We start from the raw sequence: 22437 nt of genomic DNA on the forward strand, positions 1-22437 counted from the left end.
CGCTCGAAGGAACGGCCGCCGTCACGGCTGTCACGGTTCTCACGGTTGTCGCGGTTGAACCCACCACGGTTGTCACGGTCGTCCCGACGGAAACCGCCACGGTCGTCACGACGCTCGAAGGAACGGCCACCACGGTCGTCACGACGCTCGCGGCGCTCGTACGACGGAGTGGACGACGTGCGCTCCTCGCGCGCGCCCCGGCTGTCACGGCTGTCGATGTCCCGCGCGGCCGGCTGCTCCGGAACGGAAGCCGCCTCGACCGCTGCCTGGACCTCGGCCTCGGCCTGCTCCTGCGCCTCGGCCACCGCGGCCTCCGGGTCCTCGCCACGCTCGCGGGCGACCCGGGCGACCAGCCGGTCGGCCTCCTCGCGCAGCTCGCTCGCACGACGCTGCGCGCGCTCCAGCTGCTTGGTGAGGTGAGCGACCTCACGCTCGGCCTGCTGTGCCGCGTTGCCCGCGGACTCGGCCTGGACCTCCGTCATCGACCGGGCGCCGGTGATCTCGGCGACCTCGGGCTCGAAGGCGGCGCCGCCCTGGATGATGTGACGCCCCGCGTCGACGCCCGCGTCCTCCATCAGACGGAAGATCTGACGGCGCTGGTGCGGCAGGGAGAGCGACACGACCGTGCCGGTGCGGCCGGCGCGCGCCGTGCGGCCGGCGCGGTGCAGGTAGTCCTTGTGGTCGCCGGCCGGGTCCACGTTCAGGACCAGGTCGATGCCGTCGACGTGGATACCGCGGGCGGCGACGTCGGTCGCGACGAGCGCGTTGACGTAACCGTCCTTGAAGTCGGCCAGCGTCCGGGTGCGCGCGCCCTGCGTCATACCGCCGTGCAGCGCGTCCGCCTTCACACCCGCTTCGCGCAGCTGCTCGGCGATACGGTCGGCGCCGAGCTGGGTGCGGACGAAGATGATCGTGCGGCCCTTGCGGGAGGCGATCGCGGCCGTGACCGGCGCCTTGTCCTTGGGCTTCACGATGAGGATGTGGTGGGACATCGTCGTGACGTTGCCCTGGGCGCTGTCGACCTCGTGCGTGACCGGGTTGCTCAGGTAGCGCTTGACCAGCGTGGAGATCTCGTTCTCCATCGTGGCCGAGAACAGCATGCGCTGGCCGCCGGCCGGGACCTGGTCGAGCAGCTCGGTGACCTCGGGCAGGAAGCCCAGGTCGGACATCTGGTCGGCCTCGTCGAGGACGGCGATCTGCACGTCCTCGAGGGAGCAGGCGCCGCGGTTGATGATGTCGCGCAGCCGGCCCGGGGTGGCGACGAGGATGTCGACGCCGCGCTCCAGGGCGTAGATCTGGTTGCCCATCGACGTACCGCCGCAGACGACCTTCATCTTCAGGCCGAGCACGTCGCCGTACGGCTGGAGCGCGTCCGCGACCTGCATCGCGAGCTCACGGGTGGGGGTGAGGATGACGGCGCGGGGCTTCTTCTTCTCGGTGCGGCCGCCGGCCAGCGTGGCCAGGGCCGGCAGACCGAAGGAGAGGGTCTTGCCGGAGCCGGTGCGGCCACGGCCGAGGATGTCCTTGCCGGCCAGGGCGTCCGGGATGGTCGCGGCCTGGATCGGGAAGGGGACCGTCACACCGTTCTGCGCGAGCTTGCGCACGACACCCTCGGGCAGCCCCAGGGAGGCGAAGGTGATCTCGGGAGTCTCGTCGGCCGCGTCGGCCTCCACGGTCTCCTCGACGATCTCCTCGGCCTCGACGGCCTCGATGATGTCGTCGTTGACCGCGTCGACGTCGCTGACCTCGTTGTTCTCGGGCAGGACGGCGTGATCAGTACTGGAAATGGACATGCGTAAGCGAAACCTTCCGGAGTCTCGTCGGCACGCGCCCGTCAACTCCGTGTTCGCATTACGACCGCCTCAATGCGGTCAGCCACGGCAAGGGAGAGTACGCGCCACACGGCGCGCTCTGCGGTGGCGCCGGGCAAATGGGATCAAACGATCTACCACCATACGCACCCTGACCCACTGAAGGCAAATCCGGCCCCCGAGACACCCGTCACGCCCCCGCGCCGACGCGCTCTACGCCGGCGATCCCGCCTCCAGCGCCGGCTCACGCTGCGTCAACTGCGGCCCCGTCCCGCCGCCGTTGTCACCCTCGTGGGCCGACGAGGACGGCTCGGCGACCGTCGGCTCCGGCGTGGGGGACGGCGGCTCAGGCGTCGGGGCGGGCGGCTCCGGATCGGGCGAACGGGTGGGCGCCGGCGACGGCGCCTTCGTGGGGGTCGGCACCCCCGGCTTCTCGGTCCGGCGCGGCTGCACGGGCCCCGCGGACGCCGACGCGCTCCCGCCCGCCGACGGCGAGGCCGCCCCGGACGCCGTCGGCCTCGGCCCGCCCCCGCCCTTGCCGTGCCGGTGCTTGCCGTCCCCGCCGGCCGCGCCCATGTAACCGCTGCCCACACCCGCCGGACCCCCGTCCGGCGCCTCACCGCCCCGGTGCCCCATCGAGTGCGACGGCTTCGCCGGGCCCCCCTCGTCCTCCCCCACACTCATGCAGCCGGCGGTTGCCGCGACGGCCAGAACGGTGACGGCCAGGCGAACGGGAACGTGGATGGGGCGCACGGGGCCACCTCCGGTGCAGGCGCAATGAGTCGACCTGCCCAACTCCCGCCGCCCGCAGGAGGACACGCACCCGGCCCCGGGATCGACCGCCGCCACCGGGGGATTCCGCCACGAGCGGGGCGGAGGAGGTCGCACCGGTCAGCCGTAACCGAGCGAGTGCAGCCGCGCGTCGTCGATGCCGAAGTGGTGCGCGATCTCGTGCACCACCGTCACCTCCGTCTCCGCGACGACCTCCTCCCGCGACGAGCACATCCGCAGCGTCGGCCCCCGGTAGATCGTGATCCGGTCCGGCAGCACCCCCGCGTACCACTCACCGCGATCGGTCAGCGGAGTCCCCTCGTACAGCCCGAGCAACTCGGGATCGTCCGCCGGGGGCTCGTCCTCGACGAACACCGCGACGTTGTCCATCAGCCGCGTCAACTCCGGCGGAATCCGGTCCAGCGCCTCGGCGACCAGTTCCTCGAACTCCTCGCGCGTCATCTCCAGCACAGACCCATTGTCCGGCACACCACCGCCACCGGAAGGGCAAGGCCGCCCGCGTCCGGGCTCGCTCCGCCCGCATACCCGGGCGCACACCCGGGCATACGGCACCAATGGCTCGCGTCCGCGTCCCCCGTACGCCTCCCGCCACCCGCTCCTCCCACCGATCCCGCTGGTCCCTCACCTCCCTCACCCCCCGTTCGTGGCGTCCGGACCGCGCGCGCCCCACCGCCCTCGAACTCACCCGCCGCCCCCACCCCTGGACCGCGGCCCTCGGCCTCACCGCCGTCGTCCTTTTCGGCGCCTGGCTGGGCCTGCTGATCGTCGGGAACGTACGCGTACCGGTCGGCCCCATGAACACGACGATGACGCTGCGTCCCTCCCTCACCGGCGGCACGAAGATCAACATCTCCCCGCTCGGCGCCCTCAGCCTGGACAGCCACACCGCACCGGTCCGCCTCGACGTCAACGTCGACCAGCTCGACCCCGAGCGCTCCCAGGCCCTCGTCGACCACCCCGAACGCCTCTCCGGCCTCCAGGACGAGGTCGCCCAGGACGTCCAGCACGGCACCCTCGATCTGGCCGTCCGCTCCGGCGTCGCCGTCGTCTCCGGCGCCACCGCCCTCGGCCTCGCCGTCTACCGCCGCCCCCGCCCCGCCCTCGCCGCCGGCGGGCTCGCCCTCGCCCTCCTCACCGCGTCGGGCGCCACCGCGTACGCCACCTGGAACCCCGAATCGGTCCTGGAACCCCGCTTCTCGGGTCTGCTCTCCTCGGCGCCCTCCCTCGTCGGCAACGCACGCAGCATCGTCACCGAGTTCGACGTCTACCAGCAGGAACTGGCCCGCCTGGTCACCAACGTGACCAAGCTCTACGACGTCACCTCCACCCTCCCCGCCTACCAGCCGGACCCCACCACCGTCCGCGTCCTGCACGTCTCCGACATCCATCTGAACCCGGCGAGCTGGAAGATCATCGCCTCGCTGGTGGAGCAGTACAAGGTCGACGTGATCGTCGACTCCGGCGACACCATGGACCACGGCACGACCGCCGAGAACGGCTTCCTGGACCCCGTCGCCGACCTGGGCGCGCCGTACGTCTGGGTGCGGGGCAACCACGACTCCCAGGCCACCCAGCGGTACCTGGAACGCATGAAGAACGTGCACGTGCTGGACGACGGCCGGGCCGTGACCGTCGCCGGCCTGCGGTTCGCGGGCATCGGCGATCCGCAGTTCACCCCCGACCGCTCCTCCGTGCCGGGCGCCGGGGCCACCCAGGAGGCGGCGGGCGACCGGCTGGCGGCGGCGCTCCGCGCCCAGACAGCCGCCGGCACCCCCGCCGACGTGGCCGTCGTCCACGAACCGTCCGCAGCCCGCCGCACGGACGGCACGGTCCCCCTGGTCCTCTCCGGCCACCTCCACCACGAAGACACGGAGGTCATGAAGAACGGCACACGCCTGCGCATCGAGGGCTCGACGGGCGGCAGCGGCCTACGGGCCGTCGAGGGCAAATACCCCGACCCCATCGAGGCGTCGATCCTCTACCTCGACCGCGACAGCCACCGCCTCCAGGCCTGGGACGAGATCAAGCTGGGCGGTCTGGGCCTGACGACAGCGGAGGTCAGCCGCCACCTCCCGAAGGAGAACCAGCCGGGAGCCTCCCCCGCGCCCTCCACGACCTCCACCCCGATCCCGACCCTGCCCCCGACCCCCTCGTCGCCCACCCCGTCCACCCCGTCCACGGCCTCCCCGTAAACCGTTTTGGCGATCCCTCCCGCCATCCCATATGCTTCTCACGTCCCCGACGCGCTGAGAAGCGCCCAGGCGGGCCGATAGCCCTCATCGTCTAGCGGCCTAGGACGCCGCCCTTTCAAGGCGGTAGCACGGGTTCGAATCCCGTTGGGGGCACGCAACACCGTGTGCGACACTGTCGTACGCAACAGCTTGGTCCTGTGGAGCAGTTTGGAGTGCTCGCCACCCTGTCAAGGTGGAGGCCGCGGGTTCAAATCCCGTCAGGACCGCTGAGGTTTCACGTGAAACCTCGTGGCTGGGTAGCTCAGTTGGTACGAGCGATCGCCTGAAAAGCGATAGGTCGCCGGTTCGACCCCGGCCCCAGCCACAGCGCAGGCCCCGATCTCCGGATCGGGGCCTTTTGCATGCCTCAGTGGATCACGCTTGGCATGGCCTGTTCATGGCGCTAAGTTCTGCGGGCTATGTCGTATGGGTCGGGGAGATCCGATGGTGACGCGTGAGGGCGGGGCAAGGCCGATGCGGGAGTTGGATCTCGAGCGGTATCGGGCGCGGTACGGACTGATGGCCGTCGTGCTGAGCAATCTGGCGATCGCCGGGGTCGCGATCTTCGGGGTGTGGCGGCTGGGCGGGGACAAGGCGGTGATCGTCGGTGTGCTGAGCGCGGCCTTCACCGCGGTCAGCAGCACGACCACGGCCTATCTGGGCATCAAGGCCGTGTCGAACACGGCGAAGACCATGGCGATGCGGGGCACTCCGCCCCAGGAGTAGGGGCCGAGGGGCCGGCGGGACCGGCCCGGGGATTCACGGGCAAAAGGGTTCGCCACGAATTTCACCGAGGTGAGATCCTGGTTCCCGTATGTCTACGCACCCTGCCCCCGCCCTCGGCGCCCTCGCCCCCCGGCTGGCCGAGTTGTCCCTGCGCGATGCGCACCGGCTCGGACGCCGGCTCGAAGGCGCCCGCAAGATCCGCAAGCCGGAGGCCCGTGCCGCCGTCCTCGCCGAGATCGAGGCGGAGGTCGCACAGGTCGAGGAGCGCATGATCCTCCGGCGCGGCCGTGTGCCCGCCGTCAGCTACCCCCAGCAGCTCCCGGTCAGTCAGAAGAAGGACGAGATCGCGGCCGCCATCCGTGATCACCAGGTCGTGATCGTCGCCGGTGAGACCGGCTCCGGCAAGACCACGCAGATCCCGAAGATCTGTCTGGAGCTGGGGCGTGGCGTCCGCGGCATGATCGGGCACACGCAGCCGAGGCGGATCGCGGCCCGGACCGTCGCCGAGCGGGTGGCGGAGGAGCTGCGCACGCCGCTCGGTGAGGCCGTCGGCTGGAAGGTCCGGTTCACCGACCAGGTGAACCCGGACGCCACGTTCGTGAAGCTGATGACGGACGGCATCCTGCTCGCCGAGATCCAGACGGACCGCGAGCTGCGCGCCTACGACACGATCATCATCGACGAGGCCCACGAGCGGTCCCTCAACATCGACTTCCTGTTGGGGTATCTGGCGCAGCTGCTGCCACGGCGCCCTGATCTCAAGGTCGTCATCACGTCCGCGACCATCGATCCCGAGCGTTTCTCCCGGCACTTCGGGGACGCCCCGATCGTCGAGGTCAGCGGGCGGACGTATCCGGTCGAGGTGCGCTACCGCCCCCTCCTCGAGGAGGACGGCGAGGACTCCGACCGGGATCAGATCACCGCGATCTGCGATGCCGTCGAGGAGTTGGTGGGCGAGGGGCAGGGCGACATCCTCGTCTTCCTCTCCGGCGAGCGGGAGATCCGGGACACGGCGGACGCGCTGGAGAAGAAGAGCTACCGCTTCACGGAGGTTCTCCCCCTCTACGCGCGGCTCTCGCACGCCGAGCAGCACCGTGTCTTCCAGCAGCACACCGGCCGCAGGATCGTCCTGGCGACGAACGTGGCGGAGACCTCGCTGACCGTCCCGGGCATCAAGTACGTCATCGACCCCGGGTTCGCCCGTATCAGCCGCTACAGCCACCGCACCAAGGTGCAGCGGCTGCCGATCGAGCCCGTCAGCCAGGCCAGCGCGAACCAGCGCAAGGGCCGCTGTGGCCGTACGTCGGACGGCATCTGCATCCGGCTGTACAGCGAGGACGACTTCACCGCCCGCCCGGAGTTCACGGACGCCGAGATCCTCCGTACGAACCTGGCCTCCGTCATCCTGCAGATGACCGCGGCCGGTCTCGGTGACATCGAGAAGTTTCCCTTCATCGACCCGCCGGATCACCGCAACATCCGTGACGGCGTGCAGCTGCTCCAGGAGCTGAACGCCCTCGACCCGGCCCAGAAGGATCCGCGCAAGCGGCTCACGCAGACCGGCCGCAAGCTGGCCCAGCTGCCGGTCGACCCGCGGCTGGCCCGGATGGTCCTGGAGGCGGACAAGAACGGCTGTGCCCGTGAGGTCATGGTCATAGCCGCCGCGCTGTCCATCCAGGACCCGCGGGAGCGGCCGTCCGACAAGCAGACCCAGGCCGACCAGCAGCATGCCCGCTTCAAGGACGAGACCAGCGACTTCCTCGCGTACCTCAACCTGTGGCGGTACATCCGCGAGCAGCAGCGCGAGCGCGGCTCGTCGTCGTTCCGCCGGATGTGCAAGCAGGAGTATCTGAACTTCCTGCGCATCCGCGAGTGGCAGGACATCTATACGCAGCTGCGAACCGTCGCCAAGCAGATGGGCATCCACCTCAACGAGCAGGACGCCTCCGGCGACAGCATCCACCTCTCGCTCCTCGCGGGCCTGCTCTCGCACATCGGCATGAAGGACGTGAAGGACGGCGCGAAGAACGAGTACCTGGGTGCGCGGAGCGCCAAGTTCGCGATCTTCCCCGGTTCGGCGCTGTTCAAGAAGACGCCCCGTTTCGTCATGTCGGCCGAGCTGGTGGAGACGTCCCGGCTCTGGGCGCGCGTCAACGCGAAGATCGAGCCCGAGTGGGTGGAGCCCCTCGCCGAGCACCTCCTGAAGCGGACGTACAGCGAACCGCACTGGGAGAAGGACCAGGCGGCGGTCATGGCGCTGGAGAAGGTGACGCTGTACGGCGTCCCGATCATCGCCCAGCGGAAGGTGAACTACGGCCGGATCGACCCCGAGGTCTCCCGCGAGCTTTTCATCCGCAACGCCCTGGTGGAGGGCGACTGGCGTACGCACCACAAGTTCTTCTCGGACAACCGCAGGCTGCTGAGCGAGGTCGAGGAGCTGGAGAACCGGGCCCGGCGCCGGGACATCGTCGTCGACGACGAGACGCTCTTCGACTTCTACGACCAGCGGGTCCCCGAACACGTGGTGTCCGGCGCCCACTTCGACTCCTGGTGGAAGCACAAGCGGCACGAGCAGCCCGAGTACCTGGACTTCGAGCGGGAGATGCTGATCCGGGAGTCGGCGGAGGCGGTCACGAAGGCCGACTATCCGGACTCGTGGCGGCAGGGGCAGCTGAAGTTCCGGGTGACGTACCAGTTCGAGCCGGGGGCGGACGCGGACGGCGTGACGGTCCACATTCCGCTCCAGGTGCTGAACCAGGTCACGGACGACGGCTTCGACTGGCAGATCCCTGGCCTCAGGGAGGAGGTCGTCACGGAGCTGATCCGTTCCCTCCCGAAGCCGGTCCGCCGCAACTACGTGCCGGCGCCGAACTTCGCCAAGCGCTTCCTCGACCAGGCCGTCCCGCTCCAGGAACCGCTGACGACGGCCATGGCACGCGACCTGAAGCGGATGGTCGGCGTCCCCTTCGAGGCGGAGGACTTCGACTGGTCGAGGCTCCCCGACCACCTGAAGATCACCTTCCGGATCGTCGACGAGCGGCGTCGCAAGCTGGCCGAGGACAAGGACCTTCAGGCGCTGAAGCTGCGGCTGAAGCCCAAGGCGCGGCAGGCGATCTCCCAGGCGGCGGCCGCGACGGCGGAGCGGGAGGGCGGTGAGTCGCTGGAGCGGTCGGGGCTGACGGACTGGACGATCGGCTCGCTCACGCGGGTCTTCGAGACGCGTCGGGCCGGCCAGCCGGTCCGGGCGTTCCCCGCCCTGGTCGACGACGGCGACACGGTCTCCGTCCGGCTGTTCGACACGGAGGCGGAGCAGGCGGAGGCTATGTGGAAGGGCACGCGGCGGCTGATCCTGCGGAACATCCCGGTGAACCCCGCAAAGTTCGCGTCCGAGAAGTTGACGAACGCCCAGAAGCTCGCGCTGTCGGCGAATCCGCACGGTTCGATACAGGCGCTGTTCGACGACTGCGCGATGGCGGCCGCGGACAAGCTGATCGGTGACTTCGGCGGGCCGGTGTGGGACGAGGAGTCGTACCGGAAGCTGTACGACAAGGTGCGGGCGGAGATCGTCGACACGACGGTGCGTGCGGTCGGGCAGGTACAGCAGGTTCTCGCCGCCTGGCAGGCGTGCGAACGCCGCCTGAAGGACACGCGCAGCCCTGTGCTGCTGGCGAATCTGACGGACGTGCGCAAGCAGCTGGACGCCCTTGTGAAGCCGGGCTTCGTGACGTGGGCGGGGCTGCGGCGTCTGCCCGACCTGATGCGCTACCTGGTGGCCGCCGACCGGCGTCTGCAGCAGATGCCGACGGGGGTGCCGCGGGACACGGCGCGGATGGAGAAGGTCCACGAGATGCAGGACGAGTACGCCTGGCTCCTGGAGCAGCTGCCGCAGGGCCGGCCGGTCCCCTCCTCGGTCCTGGACATCCGGTGGATGATCGAGGAGCTGCGGGTCAGCTACTTCGCCCACGCCCTGGGAACGGCGTACCCGGTGTCGGACAAGCGGATCGTGAAGGCGATCGACGCGGCCGCTCCGTGACGGTCCGCGTACTGAGGGTGAGTTCGACCAGGGGGCTCACCCTCCTGTACAGTCCTTCTCGCAGCACAGCGCAGCACAAAGTGCCGCAAAGCCTGGTCCTGTGGAGCAGTTTGGAGTGCTCGCCACCCTGTCAAGGTGGAGGCCGCGGGTTCAAATCCCGTCAGGACCGCAGTAAGAGAAGGCCCGGATCCTCGGATCCGGGCCTTCTCGCATGTCCGGCGGCCTGCCACCGGGTGTCCGCATACTCCCCGGCTCCCTTGACGGCGTCACATTCCCTCGGTACCCCAGAAGTCGGGGCACGTTCCCGCGTGGCCCTCCTGGAGGTGGCGTATGGCGGCATCGGCTAGGCACGAGACGCGGGCGTTGCTCCGCGCGCACCTGTCGGCCGCGTCGTCGTATCGGCATCTGACCCGCCACTGCCCGATCTGCCATCGCTTGCTGCGGCTGGCGATGGACGGCGCTCCACGGGGTACACAGACCCCTGAGGGGGCTCCGCAGGACGAGAGCGCCTCGAACTCCTGACCCGTACGGCCGTGCGGCCACTCCGGCCCGCGCGACCACTTCGGCCCGCCCGACCGCACCCGCATTAGCGGAGACCCGGCCTCCGCAACAAGGCCAGTGGCATGTGACGGGAGTCACTGCATAAGTTTTGGATCCGGGCCTTCTTACCAGCTTCCTACAACTGGTCAATTTAATATGTGCAATTGCACCACTGTGGAGGATGTCCGGAGGTTGTCCACAGGAAGCCCCCAGAACCCTCCCGAGACCCTCTCCACAGCCTCCCCCAGATGCCGACAAGCCCGCGCACACAGCCGTCTGATACGGCCCGATACGGCGCCGGGGAGCGGACCCGAACGCACAAAAAAGATCGCGCTGGACCCGGCGGAGTCCAGCGCGATCGACGACGTTCCCAGTGGGCGAGGGGCCTGTTGGGGCAGGACCCACGTCGCTTGGAGCTAGGTTCCGGACGTCCGCACAGATTGGGGGACCTGGCGTTTTGCCCGGTTATTCAGTTGTTCAGGCCTCGCTGCGCTGCTGCGGAATACCCGCAAGCAGGGCGCGGACCTCGGCCTCGCGGTAACGGCGGTGCCCGCCGAGCGTGCGGATCGACGTGAGCTTGCCGGCCTTCGCCCACCGCGTGACCGTCTTGGGGTCGACGCGGAACATGGTGGCGACCTCAGCCGGGGTCAGCAGCGGCTCAGCATCAGGGGTGCGAGCGGTCATGAGCGGCCTCCTCGGGAGAACCGAACCTTCTCGGTTCTTTCCTCTAAATTCTGCACCTTGACCCGCGTTGCCCGAAATGGCGGACGCGAGTCGAGTCGGTTATAGGACGAACGGCTTGTCCTCGGCACTACAACTACACCATCTGTCCAGCCGCGTCGGCCAAACCGATGGAATTGCCCCCCAGGTGTTCATCGGCGACGGAAGCCGATGGACCAGCCCATAGCGGACAGTCACGCCACTGTGACGATCAGTCACAGGGCGATCAGGAGTCATCAGGACCCCCCATAGCGTGCAATACCGAAGAATCCCCCCACAGTGGAACATAAGTAGGTGGATGGAGCCCTCCCCGGACTCCTTGTCCTATTTTGGCACGAGGAGGGGCAAGCGGCGCAAGGGCCGTGTACGTGCGGTCCGTCACCCTTGCGACATAAGCCCGGATCGGGACCTACGTCCCGTCAGTTCCGTGAAGTCCCGCCGACCGTACGCTGTTCGACCCATTTCGGCCGTGACGCACGTCACTTATGAAAGCGCTGTCGCGTCTGTCACATCGTCAGATCACAGGATGCACGGGTCGGCTGTGCGGCCGAAGCCGCCCCCTCCTCAGTTGGCCGAGCGCCGGTCCCGGACCGCCCGCCACCGCTCCACCAGGCGTTCGTACGCCTCACCCGCCGCCGCCCCGTCGCCCACCCGCAGCGCCTCGATGCCCGCGGCCACGTCGGCCGCCGAGTGGTCGTCCTCCAGATCGCCGGCCGGAAGGGTGTGGACCAGACCGCCGTAATCCAGTTCCACCAGCGAACGCGGATGGAACTCCTCCAGCCAGCGCCCCACGTCCAGCAGCCCGTCGATGAGCGGTCCCTCGTCCATCGCCTCCCGGAGCGTGCGCAGCCCCCGGGCCACCCGGCGGCGCGCCTGCACCATCGGCGTGCGGTAGCGCAGCGCGGGCGCCACCTCGGCCGTCCCCTTCTCGTACGCCCGCTCCTCGTCCGCCACCAGCACGAACCAGTCCAGCGGTACCTGCCAGGTCGCCGTGCGGATCCAGGGACGCGCGTCGGGGTTGCGCTCCCGCCAGCGCTCGTAGTCCTTCGCCGCCTGCAGCCGTACGACCTCGGGGAGCACCGCCTCCAGGACCGGCCGGGGCAGCTCCTCGTCCAGTTCCGCGAGCGCCTGCCAGCCGCGCAGCCGGGTGCGCCACGGGCACACGTGCAGCACCCCGTCCGCGTCGAGCACGAACGCGTCGCTGCTCTCGTGCACAGGCACCGCGACCGGCGGGACGGGCAGCAGGTCGGCCAGCGAGCGGCGCAGTTCGTCCTGGTAGGAGGGGTGGTCGGGGCGGCGGGCGTAGCGCGCCCAGTGGCTGCGCTCGGGCTCGGGGAAGGCGGCCAGCGGCTCGTAGACGCGCAGGTACGACGCGTAGGGGACGATCACCGAGGACACCTTGGGCACGCCTGCTCCCTCCCCCGCCACCCGGCCGGGAAACCTGATCGGCCCGCGCGCGCGACACGGCGATCGGCACGGCCTCGGTACGGCTCGCGACACGGGAAAACCATGCAAATCGTCGCACGCGCGTACTCCGGGAGGAGGTGATCCCGAACACCTGGCCCTCCGCGGGCCGCGCAGGCTCTACGCTCGTCCCACAGGCCCCGCCACCCCTTGGGCGCCTGCGTCCCGACCGCCGCCAGTTACCCAGGAGTCACCACCGTGACCGACGTAGACAACGGCGTCCTGCACACCCTGTTCCAGTCGGAGCAGGGGGGTCATGAGCAAGTCGTGCTCTGCCAGGACCGTGCCAGCGGCCTCAAGGCCGTCATCGCCCTCCACTCCACCGCACTGGGCCCCGCGCTCGGCGGCACCCGCTTCTACCCCTACGCGACCGAGGCGGAGGCCGTCGCCGACGCGCTGAACCTCGCGCGCGGGATGTCGTACAAGAACGCCATGGCCGGGCTCGAGCACGGCGGCGGGAAAGCTGTGATCATCGGGGATCCCGATGTGATCAAGACCGACCAGCTGTTGCTTGCCTACGGCCGTTTCGTGGCCTCTCTCGGCGGCCGGTACGTGACCGCCTGCGATGTCGGCACCTATGTCGCCGACATGGACGTCGTGGCCCGCGAGTGCCGCTGGACGACCGGCCGGTCCCCGGAGAACGGCGGCGCGGGCGACTCCTCGGTCCTCACCGCCTTCGGCGTCTACCAGGGCATGCGCGCCTCGGCACAGCACCTGTGGGGCGACCCTTCGCTGCGCGGCCGCAGGATCGGCGTCGCCGGCGTCGGCAAGGTCGGCCACCACCTGGTGGGACACCTGCTCGCCGAGGGCGCCGAGGTCGTCGTCACGGACGTGCGCGAGGACGCCGTACGCCGAGTACTCGACCGGCATCCGCGGGGTGTGACCGCCGTCGCGGACACCGAGACGCTGATCCGGCTCGAGGGACTCGACATCTACGCCCCCTGTGCGCTCGGCGGGGCGCTGCACGACGACTCGGTACGGATGCTGACCGCGGCCATCGTGTGCGGGGCGGCCAACAACCAGCTCGCCCACCCGGGCGTCGAGAAGGACCTCGCCGACCGCGGGATCCTCTACGCGCCGGACTACGTGGTGAACGCCGGCGGGGTCATCCAGGTGGCCGACGAACTGCACGGGTTCGACTTCGAGCGGTGCCGGGCCCAGGCGGCGAAGATCTTCGACACCACTCTCGCCATCTTCGCACGTGCGAAGGAGGACGGGATTCCACCGGCCGCGGCGGCCGACCGGATCGCCGAACAGCGCATGCACGAGGCGGCCCGCGCGCGCGGGTGGTGACACTCCACCGAGGGATCGGTGCGGGTGCTCCGAGGGTTTGGTCGGTACCGCCGGGTGGAAAGTTAGAGAGAACTCTCACTCTTCCCGGCGGGTCGTCCGCCGATAAGTGGTTAAAATCGCCACTGACCAGCGAGGACGGGGCGCCTCCAGGGTTCTGCGCACACGCGCGTCCTACGGGCGACGTACCGTACGGGCGTGGGCTCAGGTACCGTGGGAGCCCTACGGCGGGCTCTCTCAGGAGAGACCGTTCTGGATCATGAACGCGTGTCAACCTGGGGCCAGCGAGCCCCGTCGTTGAGGGGGTCGAGCCATGGGGCGCGGCCGGGCCAAGGCCAAGCAAGCGAAGGTCGCCCGCCAGCTGAAGTACAACAGCGGCGGGACTGATCTCTCACGCCTGGCCGAAGAGCTGGGCGCATCGCCATCGAACATTCCGCCGAATGGTGAACCATTCGAGGACGATGACGATGAGCAAGACGACGACCCGTACGCTCGGTACGCCGAGTTGTACGGGGACGATGACGAGGACGACGACTCCTCGCACCAACAACACCGTCGCGGCGCTTGACCTCGCACGGAGCGTTGCTCTGAGCACTCACCCGGTCGATGACTTCGGTCACCGACCGGGTCTTGTGCTGTCCGCCGTTGTCGGCGGCCGCGGGGGTCAACCGGCGTAGTCCCCGACCAGCGCGGCTCCGGTGGTGTGCTCGCCGCGCTCGGTGATCTCGCCGGCCACCCATGCCTCGACGCCGCGGTCGGCCAGGGTCGCCAGGGCGACGTCCGCCGACTCCTCGGGCACGATCGCGATCATGCCGACGCCCATGTTCAGCGTCTTCTCCAGCTCCAGCCGCTCGACCGAGCCGGTCCTGCCGACCAGGTCGAAGATCGGGGCCGGGGTCCAGGTGGCGCGGTCCACGGTCGCGTGGAGTCCGTCCGGGATGACGCGGGCCAGGTTGGCCGCGAGTCCGCCGCCGGTGACGTGTGAGAAGGCGTGCACGTCCGTCGTCCGGGTGAGGGCCAGGCAGTCCAGCGAGTAGATCTTGGTGGGCTCCAGGAGCTCCTCGCCGAGGGTGCGGCCGAGGCCGTCGATCCGCGCGTCCAGGGACAGGCCCGCCTGGTTCAGCAGCACGTGCCGAACCAGCGAGTACCCGTTCGAGTGAAGGCCGGAGGACGCCATGGCGATCACCGCGTCACCCGTGCGGATACGATCCGCGCCGAGCAGCCGGTCGGCCTCCACGACGCCCGTACCGGCGCCGGCGACGTCGAAGTCGTCCGCGCCGAGCAGGCCGGGGTGTTCGGCCGTCTCGCCGCCGACCAGGGCGCAGCCGGCCAGGACACAGCCCTCGGCGATGCCCTTGACGATCGAGGCGACCCGCTCGGGGTGCACCTTGCCGACGCAGATGTAGTCGGTCATGAACAGCGGTTCGGCGCCGCACACCACGATGTCGTCCATGACCATCGCGACCAGGTCGTGGCCGATGGTGTCGTACACGCCGAGCTGCCGGGCGATGTCGACCTTCGTACCGACACCGTCCGTGGCGGAGGCGAGCAGGGGGCGCTCGTAGCGCTTGAGGGCGGAGGCGTCGAAGAGGCCGGCGAATCCGCCGAGGCCGCCGAGGACCTCGGGACGCTGAGCCTTCTTCACCCACTCCTTCATGAGCTCTACCGCGCGGTCGCCCGCTTCGATGTCGACACCGGCAGCCGCGTAGGAAGCACCGGAATTCGTCTCAGACATTGCCTGGGATCTTTCGGGTTGGTGATCGGGGCTTACGGGCGACGGATCGCGTCGGCCGCGGCCGTGGCCGCCGGACCGGCCGCCAGCTCGGTCTCCAGGAGCTGCTTGCCGAGCAGCTCCGGGTCCGGAAGCTCCATCGGGTACTCGCCGTCGAAGCAGGCGCGGCAGAGGTTCGGCTTGGCGATGGTGGTCGCCTCGATCATGCCGTCGATGGAGATGTACGCCAGGGAGTCGGCGCCCAGCGAGGTGCCGATCTCGTCGATGGTCATGCCGTTGGCGATGAGCTCCGCGCGCGTGGCGAAGTCGATGCCGAAGAAGCAGGGCCACTTCACGGGCGGCGAGGAGATCCGGATGTGGACCTCGGCGGCACCCGCCTCGCGGAGCATCCGCACCAGCGCCCGCTGGGTGTTGCCGCGCACGATCGAGTCGTCGACGACGACCAGACGCTTGCCCTTGATGACTTCCTTCAGCGGGTTCAGCTTCAGGCGGATACCCAGCTGGCGGATGGTCTGCGAGGGCTGGATGAACGTACGGCCGACGTACGCGTTCTTCACGAGACCCGCGCCGAAGGGGATGCCGGAGGCCTCCGCGTAGCCGATGGCGGCCGGGGTGCCGGACTCCGGAGTCGCTATGACCAGATCGGCCTCAACCGGGGCTTCCTTGGCGAGCTTGCGACCCATCTCCACGCGGGAGAGGTACACGTTCCGGCCGGCGATGTCGGTGTCCGGGCGGGCCAGGTACACGTACTCGAAGACACAGCCCTTGGGCTTCGCTTCCGCGAATCGCGAGGTACGGAGGCCGTTCTCGTCGATGGCCACGAACTCGCCCGGCTCGATCTCGCGGACGTATGCGGCGCCGCAGATGTCCAGGGCGGCGGACTCGGAGGCGACGACCCAGCCACGCTCCAGGCGGCCGAGGACCAGCGGGCGGATGCCCTGCGGGTCGCGGGCGGCATAGAGGGTGTGCTCGTCCATGAAGACGAGCGAGAAGGCGCCCTTGACCTGCGGGAGGATCGTGTGTGCGGCCTCCTCGATGGTCAGCGGCCTGCCGTCCTCGTCGGCCTGCGCCGCGAGCAGCGCGGTGAGCAGGTCGGTGTCGTTGGTGGCCGCCACGCGCGGCGTACGGCCGCCCTCCTGCTTGGGCAGGTCGGCGACCATCTCGGCGAGCTGGGCGGTGTTGACGAGATTGCCGTTGTGGCCGAGCGCGATCGAACCGTGCGCGGTGGCGCGGAACGTCGGCTGGGCGTTCTCCCACACGGAGGCGCCGGTGGTCGAGTAGCGGGCGTGTCCGACCGCGATGTGACCCTGGAGCGAACCGAGCGAGGTCTCGTCGAAGACCTGGGAGACGAGACCCATGTCCTTGAAGACGAGGATCTGGGAGCCGTTGCTGACCGCGATTCCCGCGGATTCCTGGCCCCGATGCTGGAGGGCGTACAGCCCGAAGTAAGTGAGCTTGGCGACCTCTTCACCGGGAGCCCAGACTCCGAAGACGCCGCAAGCGTCCTGGGGGCCCTTCTCGCCGGGGAGCAGATCATGACTGAGTCGACCGTCACCACGTGGCACGCCACCGAGTGTAGGCGAGATCGACCACTGGTCCGAATTGGGGATACCTGCCGGTAACTGGATCTTGGATCGGCCCACCCGCCCGTGATTGAGTGCTTTTCGCAGGTCAGGCCGGAGATACGGTGATCGACTGGTTCACGCGGCGGCAACGGGGACGGGGGTGCGCCGTCGCGTTCCGTATGCATGAGTGAGGTGTCGCACATCATTCTGCGTCGCGCGGGCCGGGGTCGCGTCGGTGAGACGGCTCCAGGGGCGGGGCGGGTGCGGGTCCGGGTCAGCTCATGAGCGGGAGGAGCGGTCCCAGATCGGCTCGTTCGCCGCTGGCGCTCACCTTCGCCTCGGCCATGGCCTCCTGCCACGTCAGGCGTCCGGTCGCCAGCCGGATCCAGGTCAGCGGATCGGTCTCGACGACGTTGGGCGGGGTGCCCCGGGTGTGCCGCGGCCCCTCGATGCACTGCACGACGGCGTACGGCGGGATCCGCACCTCCGTCGCGCCGCCGGGCGCCCTGGCGGCGAGGGCGTCGGCGAGCAGCCGGGTGGCGGCGGCGAGGGCCTGCCGGTCGAGGGGGATGTCAGGGCCGGGAACCGCGGCGTTGAGGTCGTCGGTGTGGACGACGAGTTCCACGGCGCGGGTGACGAGGTAGTCGGCGAGGGGCAGCGCGCCCGCGTTGGTGGCCAGCAGCCGGGTGCCGGGGTGGGCGTCGAGCTGCTCGCCCAGGTTGCGCGCGATGTCGGCGAGGTAGGTGTCGAGGCCGGGGTGTCGCTCGGCCAGCCGCCGGGTGAAGTCGTCGATGGCCGTGGCACTGGCGGAGGTCGCGAACGGCCAGTCGAGGAGCGTGGCGTCCTGCTTCGGCGGCTCCGGCAGGTCGAGGGCGCGCTCGATGGCGGTGACCGCCATGCCGATGTGCGCGACCAGCTCCCGTACGGTCCATTTCCCGAGCCGGGTGGGAAGCGCGAGCTGTTGGGGCGTGAGGCCGGCGACGGCCTCCCGGACGTTCCCGAGCTGGGCCAGGACGGCCGCGCGGGTCCTGGCGGGGTCGTAGGTACGGGCACGCTTCTTCGCCGGTGACATGGCGGTGAGCCTATGACCTGTCCGGCGGACACCGGCCGACGGGCCCCGGACGAGGGTCCCGGCCGCCGAGGCGGCCGGGACCTTCACCGTCGTCCTACGCGTACCACCCGTACTGCCTGGACGAACGAGCACGATCCGCACGAGTCCGTACGGTCGCTGTCGCTCAGGCGAGGAGGGCCGGGATGGTCTCCTCGTGGGCCTTGCGCAGCTCCTCCATGGTGAGGGTGAACTCGCCCTGGACGTCCACCGTGTCCCCGTCGACGACACCGATGCGGGTGACGGGGAGACCCCGGGCGCCGCACATGTCGTTGAAGCGGACCTCCTCCGAGCGGGGGACGGCGACGACGGCGCGGCCGGCCGACTCGGAGAGGAGGAAGGTGAAGGCGTCGAGCCCGTCCGGTACGACCAGACGCGCGCCCTTGCCGCCGAGCAGCGCCGACTCGACGACCGCCTGGACCAGACCGCCGTCGGACAGGTCGTGCGCGGAGTCGATCATGCCGTCGCGGGAGGCGGAGATCAGGATCTCGGCCAGCAGGCGCTCGCGCTCCAGATCGACCTTCGGGGGCAGACCGCCGAGGTGGTCGTGGACGACCTGCGACCAGGCCGAGCCGCCGAACTCCTCACGGGTGTCGCCGAGGAGGTACAGCAGCTGGCCCTCCTCCTGGAAGGCGACCGGGGTACGGCGGGCGACGTCGTCGATGACGCCGAGGACGGCGACCACCGGCGTGGGGTGGATGGCCACCTCGCCCGTCTGGTTGTAGAGGGAGACGTTGCCACCGGTCACCGGGGTGCCGAGCTGCTGGCAGGCGTCGGCGAGACCGCGGATGGCCTCCGCGAACTGCCACATGACGGCCGGGTCCTCGGGCGAGCCGAAGTTGAGGCAGTCGGAGACGGCGAGCGGCTTGGCGCCGGTCGTGGCGACGTTGCGGTAGGCCTCGGCGAGGGCCAGCTGGGCGCCGTGGTACGGGTCGAGCTTGGCGTACCGGCCGTTGCCGTCGGTCGCGATGGCGACGCCGAGGCCGGTCTCCTCGTCGATCCGGATCATGCCGGAGTCCTCGGGCTGGGCGAGGACCGTGTTGCCCTGCACGAAGTGGTCGTACTGCGAGGTGATCCACTTCTTGGAGGCCTGGTTGGGAGAGGCCACCAGCTTCAGGACCTGGTCCTTCAGCTCGTCGCTCGTCGCCGGCCGGGGCAGCTTGTTCGCGTCGTCGGCCTGGAGGGCGTCCTGCCAGTCCGGGCGGGCGTACGGGCGCTCGTAGACCGGGCCGTCGTGGGCGACGGTGCGCGGGTCGACGTCGACGATCTTGCCGCCGTGCCAGAAGATCTCCAGGCGGTCGCCGTCGGTGACCTCACCGATGACGGTGGCGATGACGTCCCACTTGTCGCAGATCTCGAGGAAACGGTCGACCTTCTCGGGCTCGACGACCGCGCACATGCGTTCCTGCGACTCGCTCATGAGGATTTCCTCGGGCGAGAGGGTGGAGTCGCGCAGCGGGACGTCGTCGAGGGTGACGCGCATGCCGCCGGAGCCGTTGGAGGCGAGCTCGGACGTCGCGCAGGACAGACCGGCAGCGCCGAGGTCCTGGATGCCGACGACCAGCTTCTCCTTGAAGGCCTCCAGGGTGCACTCGATGAGCAGCTTCTCCTGGAAGGGGTCGCCGACCTGGACGGCGGGGCGCTTGGAGGGCTTGGCGTCGTCGAAGGTCTCGGAGGCCAGGATGGAGGCTCCGCCGATGCCGTCGCCGCCGGTGCGGGCGCCGTACAGGATGACCTTGTTGCCGGCGCCGGAGGCCTTCGCGAGGTGGATGTCCTCGTGCCGCATGACGCCGATGGCACCGGCGTTGACCAGCGGGTTGCCCTGGTAGCAGGCGTCGAAGACGACCTCGCCGCCGATGTTGGGCAGGCCGAGGCAGTTGCCGTAGCCGCCGATGCCGGCGACGACTCCCGGCAGGACGCGCTTGGTGTCGGGGTGGTCGGGCGCGCCGAAACGCAGCGGGTCGACGACCGCGACCGGGCGGGCGCCCATCGCGATGATGTCGCGGACGATGCCGCCGACACCCGTGGCCGCGCCCTGGTAGGGCTCGACGTAGGAGGGGTGGTTGTGCGACTCGACCTTGAAGGTGACGGCGTAGCCCTGGCCGACGTCGACGACGCCCGCGTTCTCGCCGATGCCGACGAGGAGGGCGTCGGACCGGGGGGCCTTCTCGCCGAACTGGCGGAGGTGGACCTTCGAGGACTTGTAGGAGCAGTGCTCGGACCACATGACGGAGTACATGGCGAGCTCGGCGCCGGTCGGGCGGCGGCCGAGGATCTCCACCACCCGCTCGTACTCGTCCTTCTTCAGACCGAGTTCGGCCCAGGGCAGCTCGACGTCGGGGGTCGCGGCCGCGTGCTCGACCGTGTCCAGAGGCGTCCGGCTCATGCTTTGACCAGCTTCTTGAGGATCGACGTGAAGAACGGGAGGCCGTCGGTGCGGCCCGACCCGATGAGGGGCTCGACGGCGTGCTCCGGGTGCGGCATGAGGCCTACGACGTTGCCGGCCTCGTTGGTGATGCCGGCGATGTCGTTGAGCGAGCCGTTCGGATTGAAGTCGACATAGCGGAAGGCGACGCGGCCCTCGGCCTCCAGCTCGTCCAGCGTGTACTGGTCGGCGACGTACCGGCCGTCCATGTTCTTCAGCGGGATGTGGATCTCCTGGCCGGACTCGTAGTCGGCGGTCCAGGCGGTCTCCGCGTTCTCCACCCGCAGCTTCTGGTCGCGGCAGATGAAGTGGAGGTGGTCGTTGCCGAGCATGCCGCCGGGGAGGAGGTGGGCCTCGGTGAGGATCTGGAAGCCGTTGCAGATGCCGAGGACCGGCAGACCGGCCTTCGCCTGCTCGATGACGGTCTCCATCACCGGCGAGAAGCGGGAGATCGCACCGGCGCGCAGATAGTCGCCGTAGGAGAAACCTCCGGGGAGGACGACCGCGTCGACCTGGTGGAGGTTCTTGTCCTTGTGCCAGAGAGCGACCGGCTCGGCGCCCGCGAGGCGGATCGCGCGCTGCGTGTCCCGGTCGTCGAGGCTGCCCGGGAATGTGACGACGCCAATACGAGCGGTCACTTCGCCGCCTCCGCGACTTCCTCCACCTTGACGGTGAAGTCCTCGATCACGGTGTTGGCGAGGAAGGATTCCGCAAGATCATGGATGCGGGCGAGGGCGGCCTCGTCCACGGGGCCGTCCACTTCCAGTTCGAATCGCTTTCCCTGACGTACGTCGGAGATCCCTTCGAAACCCAGCCGCGGCAGTGCGCGCTGGACCGCCTGGCCCTGGGGGTCGAGGATCTCCGGCTTGAGCATGACGTCGACTACGACGCGCGCCACTGGCACTCCCGGTGGTGTGGTGCTGAGCAGGTTCCTGCGGGTGTCTCCGACAGGCACCTTCAGACTACCCGTACGAAATTTCTACGCGGGTAGAGTTGTAGGAAACTACGTGAGGGCCATCACGATCAGGTATCGGACCAGTGCCTTCACGAAAAGTTCAGGGAAAGATCCGGGGTGCACCGACCTTCCCTATTGCGCGGAGACACGCGGGGAGATTTAGTCGGGCTTCACATTTGATTGCCGGGCACTGTACAAATGAATTGGCAATAGCCGATACTTTGCCCCATAACAGGCGGACAGCCGACATCTCCGTGACGTCTTGGCACGTCATCGCAGAGCTGTCGCACGAAGGGACCGATATTCGTGGCGCAGAAGGTCGTGGTCACTCTCTTTGACGACATCGACGGCTCGGAAGCGGCGGAAACGATCGCCTTCGGACTCGACGGCAAGTCGTACGAGATCGACCTGAATCAAGCCAATGCCAAGAAACTGCGTAAGGCGCTCGCGCCGTACGTGGAGGCCGGCCGCAAGCGGTCGCGGTCCGGCAAGGCGTACAAGCAGACGGAGGTCGCCCCCGACCCGGCGGCCGTCCGCGCCTGGGCCCAGGCGAACAAGATGGAGGTGCCCGCCCGCGGCCGCATCCCCAAGAGGGTCTACGAGGCGTTCGCCGAGGCGCGGTGACCCGTAGGGGCTGAGCGATTGTCCCCGGGGCGCCTCAGCGCGCCCTGGGGACAACCGACTTGCGCTACCCCCCACATGGTCGGCTAATGTCTGGAGCACGCCGCCGGGCAGGGCCGAAAGCCCAGCTCACGGAGGCCACGCGGGTGTAGTTCAGTAGCAGAACATCCCCCTTCCAGGGGGAAGGCGCAGTGTGCGATTCCTGTCACCCGCTCTGCATCGCCGTCCCGACCACTGATGTGGATCGGGTAGGGTGGTGCTCGCGCCGATCGGTGAGAGCCGGTCGAAGGCAATGCGGACGTAGCTCAGTTGGTAGAGCGCAACCTTGCCAAGGTTGAGGTCGCGAGTTCGAGCCTCGTCGTCCGCTCCATCGAAAACCCCGGTCCATCGGACCGGGGTTTTTCGTATGTGCCGCTGTCCGTCT

At 69.3% G+C, this 22437-nt stretch carries 18 protein-coding genes and 6 tRNA genes; 13 read left to right on the plus strand and 11 right to left on the minus strand.

Going from position 1 to position 22437, the window contains the following annotated elements; all coding sequences use genetic code 11:
* The 3 genes from ABT057_RS33735 to ABT057_RS33745 form a co-directional block, all read right to left on the minus strand.
* Window positions 1-1793 (minus strand): DEAD/DEAH box helicase (locus ABT057_RS33735; RefSeq protein WP_352347453.1); only part of this gene is annotated, 1793 nt, incomplete at its 3' end.
* 231 nt (window positions 1794-2024) lie between these two features.
* Window positions 2025-2564, minus strand: a complete 540-nt coding sequence (locus ABT057_RS33740; protein WP_352347455.1) for a hypothetical protein — start codon at window positions 2562-2564, stop codon at window positions 2025-2027.
* A gap of 138 nt (window positions 2565-2702) precedes the next feature.
* Complete coding sequence (locus tag ABT057_RS33745) at window positions 2703-3053, minus strand: metallopeptidase family protein (RefSeq protein ID WP_352347457.1); 351 nt, start codon at window positions 3051-3053, stop codon at window positions 2703-2705.
* Between the two features lie 104 nt (window positions 3054-3157).
* On the opposite strand from ABT057_RS33745, the gene ABT057_RS33750 reads away from it, so the two are divergent.
* From ABT057_RS33750 to ABT057_RS33785, 8 genes are all read left to right on the plus strand, one after another.
* The gene (locus tag ABT057_RS33750; protein ID WP_352347459.1) at window positions 3158-4795 is read left to right on the plus strand and encodes a metallophosphoesterase family protein; all 1638 of its coding nucleotides are present in this window, start codon (window positions 3158-3160) and stop codon (window positions 4793-4795) included.
* 80 nt (window positions 4796-4875) lie between these two features.
* A tRNA-Glu gene (locus tag ABT057_RS33755) sits at window positions 4876-4948 on the plus strand.
* Between the two features lie 38 nt (window positions 4949-4986).
* A tRNA-Asp gene (locus ABT057_RS33760) sits at window positions 4987-5061 on the plus strand.
* Window positions 5062-5085: 24 nt separating this feature from the next.
* Window positions 5086-5159, plus strand: a tRNA-Phe gene (locus tag ABT057_RS33765).
* A gap of 119 nt (window positions 5160-5278) precedes the next feature.
* The gene (locus tag ABT057_RS33770) at window positions 5279-5560 is read left to right on the plus strand and encodes a hypothetical protein (RefSeq protein WP_352347461.1); all 282 of its coding nucleotides are present in this window, start codon (window positions 5279-5281) and stop codon (window positions 5558-5560) included.
* A gap of 88 nt (window positions 5561-5648) precedes the next feature.
* Window positions 5649-9593 carry an ATP-dependent RNA helicase HrpA gene (gene hrpA, locus ABT057_RS33775; RefSeq protein ID WP_352347463.1) on the plus strand — a complete coding sequence of 1315 codons (3945 nt, stop codon included), beginning with the start codon at window positions 5649-5651 and terminating at the stop codon, window positions 9591-9593.
* A 94-nt stretch (window positions 9594-9687) separates the two neighbouring features.
* A tRNA-Asp gene (locus ABT057_RS33780) sits at window positions 9688-9762 on the plus strand.
* Window positions 9763-9923: 161 nt separating this feature from the next.
* Complete coding sequence (locus ABT057_RS33785) at window positions 9924-10115, plus strand: DUF6274 family protein (protein ID WP_352347465.1); 192 nt, start codon at window positions 9924-9926, stop codon at window positions 10113-10115.
* A gap of 495 nt (window positions 10116-10610) precedes the next feature.
* On the opposite strand, the gene bldC is transcribed toward ABT057_RS33785, so the two are convergent.
* Entirely contained in the window at window positions 10611-10817 is a 207-nt protein-coding gene (gene bldC / locus ABT057_RS33790; protein WP_003949541.1) for a developmental transcriptional regulator BldC, read from the minus strand.
* Between the two features lie 600 nt (window positions 10818-11417).
* Window positions 11418-12260: a DUF8083 family protein gene (locus ABT057_RS33795; protein ID WP_352347467.1), complete on the minus strand. Its 843-nt coding sequence runs from the start codon at window positions 12258-12260 to the stop codon at window positions 11418-11420.
* Window positions 12261-12515: 255 nt separating this feature from the next.
* Here ABT057_RS33795 and ABT057_RS33800 point away from each other — a divergent pair, with 255 nt between their 5' ends.
* Both ABT057_RS33800 and ABT057_RS33805 read left to right on the plus strand, forming a co-directional pair.
* Window positions 12516-13610, plus strand: coding sequence for a Leu/Phe/Val dehydrogenase (locus ABT057_RS33800; protein WP_352347469.1), 1095 nt, complete (start codon window positions 12516-12518; stop codon window positions 13608-13610).
* A gap of 310 nt (window positions 13611-13920) precedes the next feature.
* Entirely contained in the window at window positions 13921-14175 is a 255-nt protein-coding gene (locus tag ABT057_RS33805) for a DUF3073 domain-containing protein (protein ID WP_352347471.1), read from the plus strand.
* 96 nt (window positions 14176-14271) lie between these two features.
* Here the strand turns inward: ABT057_RS33805 and purM are convergent, their stop codons facing one another.
* From purM to purS, 6 genes are all read right to left on the minus strand, one after another.
* A complete protein-coding gene (purM, locus tag ABT057_RS33810; protein WP_352347473.1) occupies window positions 14272-15342 on the minus strand; it encodes a phosphoribosylformylglycinamidine cyclo-ligase in 1071 nt (356 codons plus the stop codon).
* A gap of 32 nt (window positions 15343-15374) precedes the next feature.
* Complete coding sequence (purF, locus tag ABT057_RS33815) at window positions 15375-16904, minus strand: amidophosphoribosyltransferase (protein WP_352347475.1); 1530 nt, start codon at window positions 16902-16904, stop codon at window positions 15375-15377.
* 274 nt (window positions 16905-17178) lie between these two features.
* Window positions 17179-17976 (minus strand): maleylpyruvate isomerase family mycothiol-dependent enzyme, encoded by a 798-nt coding sequence (locus ABT057_RS33820; protein WP_352347477.1) that lies wholly within the window; start codon window positions 17974-17976, stop codon window positions 17179-17181.
* 163 nt (window positions 17977-18139) lie between these two features.
* Window positions 18140-20398: a phosphoribosylformylglycinamidine synthase subunit PurL gene (gene purL / locus ABT057_RS33825; protein ID WP_352347479.1), complete on the minus strand. Its 2259-nt coding sequence runs from the start codon at window positions 20396-20398 to the stop codon at window positions 18140-18142.
* Complete coding sequence (gene purQ / locus ABT057_RS33830; protein WP_352347481.1) at window positions 20395-21075, minus strand: phosphoribosylformylglycinamidine synthase subunit PurQ; 681 nt, start codon at window positions 21073-21075, stop codon at window positions 20395-20397. Before purQ ends, purL begins: the two co-directional genes overlap by 4 nt.
* Window positions 21072-21335 (minus strand): phosphoribosylformylglycinamidine synthase subunit PurS, encoded by a 264-nt coding sequence (gene purS / locus ABT057_RS33835; protein ID WP_015659417.1) that lies wholly within the window; start codon window positions 21333-21335, stop codon window positions 21072-21074. Before purS ends, purQ begins: the two co-directional genes overlap by 4 nt.
* Window positions 21336-21698: 363 nt before the next feature.
* Here purS and ABT057_RS33840 point away from each other — a divergent pair, with 363 nt between their 5' ends.
* From ABT057_RS33840 to ABT057_RS33850, 3 genes are all read left to right on the plus strand, one after another.
* Entirely contained in the window at window positions 21699-22016 is a 318-nt protein-coding gene (locus ABT057_RS33840; RefSeq protein ID WP_352347483.1) for a histone-like nucleoid-structuring protein Lsr2, read from the plus strand.
* A gap of 139 nt (window positions 22017-22155) precedes the next feature.
* A tRNA-Gly gene (locus tag ABT057_RS33845) sits at window positions 22156-22227 on the plus strand.
* 80 nt (window positions 22228-22307) lie between these two features.
* A tRNA-Gly gene (locus tag ABT057_RS33850) sits at window positions 22308-22383 on the plus strand.
* Window positions 22384-22437: the final 54 nt, after the last annotated feature.

Origin of the sequence: Streptomyces sp. NPDC002588, from assembly GCF_040295925.1 — a bacterium.
Taxonomy (GTDB): domain Bacteria; phylum Actinomycetota; class Actinomycetes; order Streptomycetales; family Streptomycetaceae; genus Streptomyces.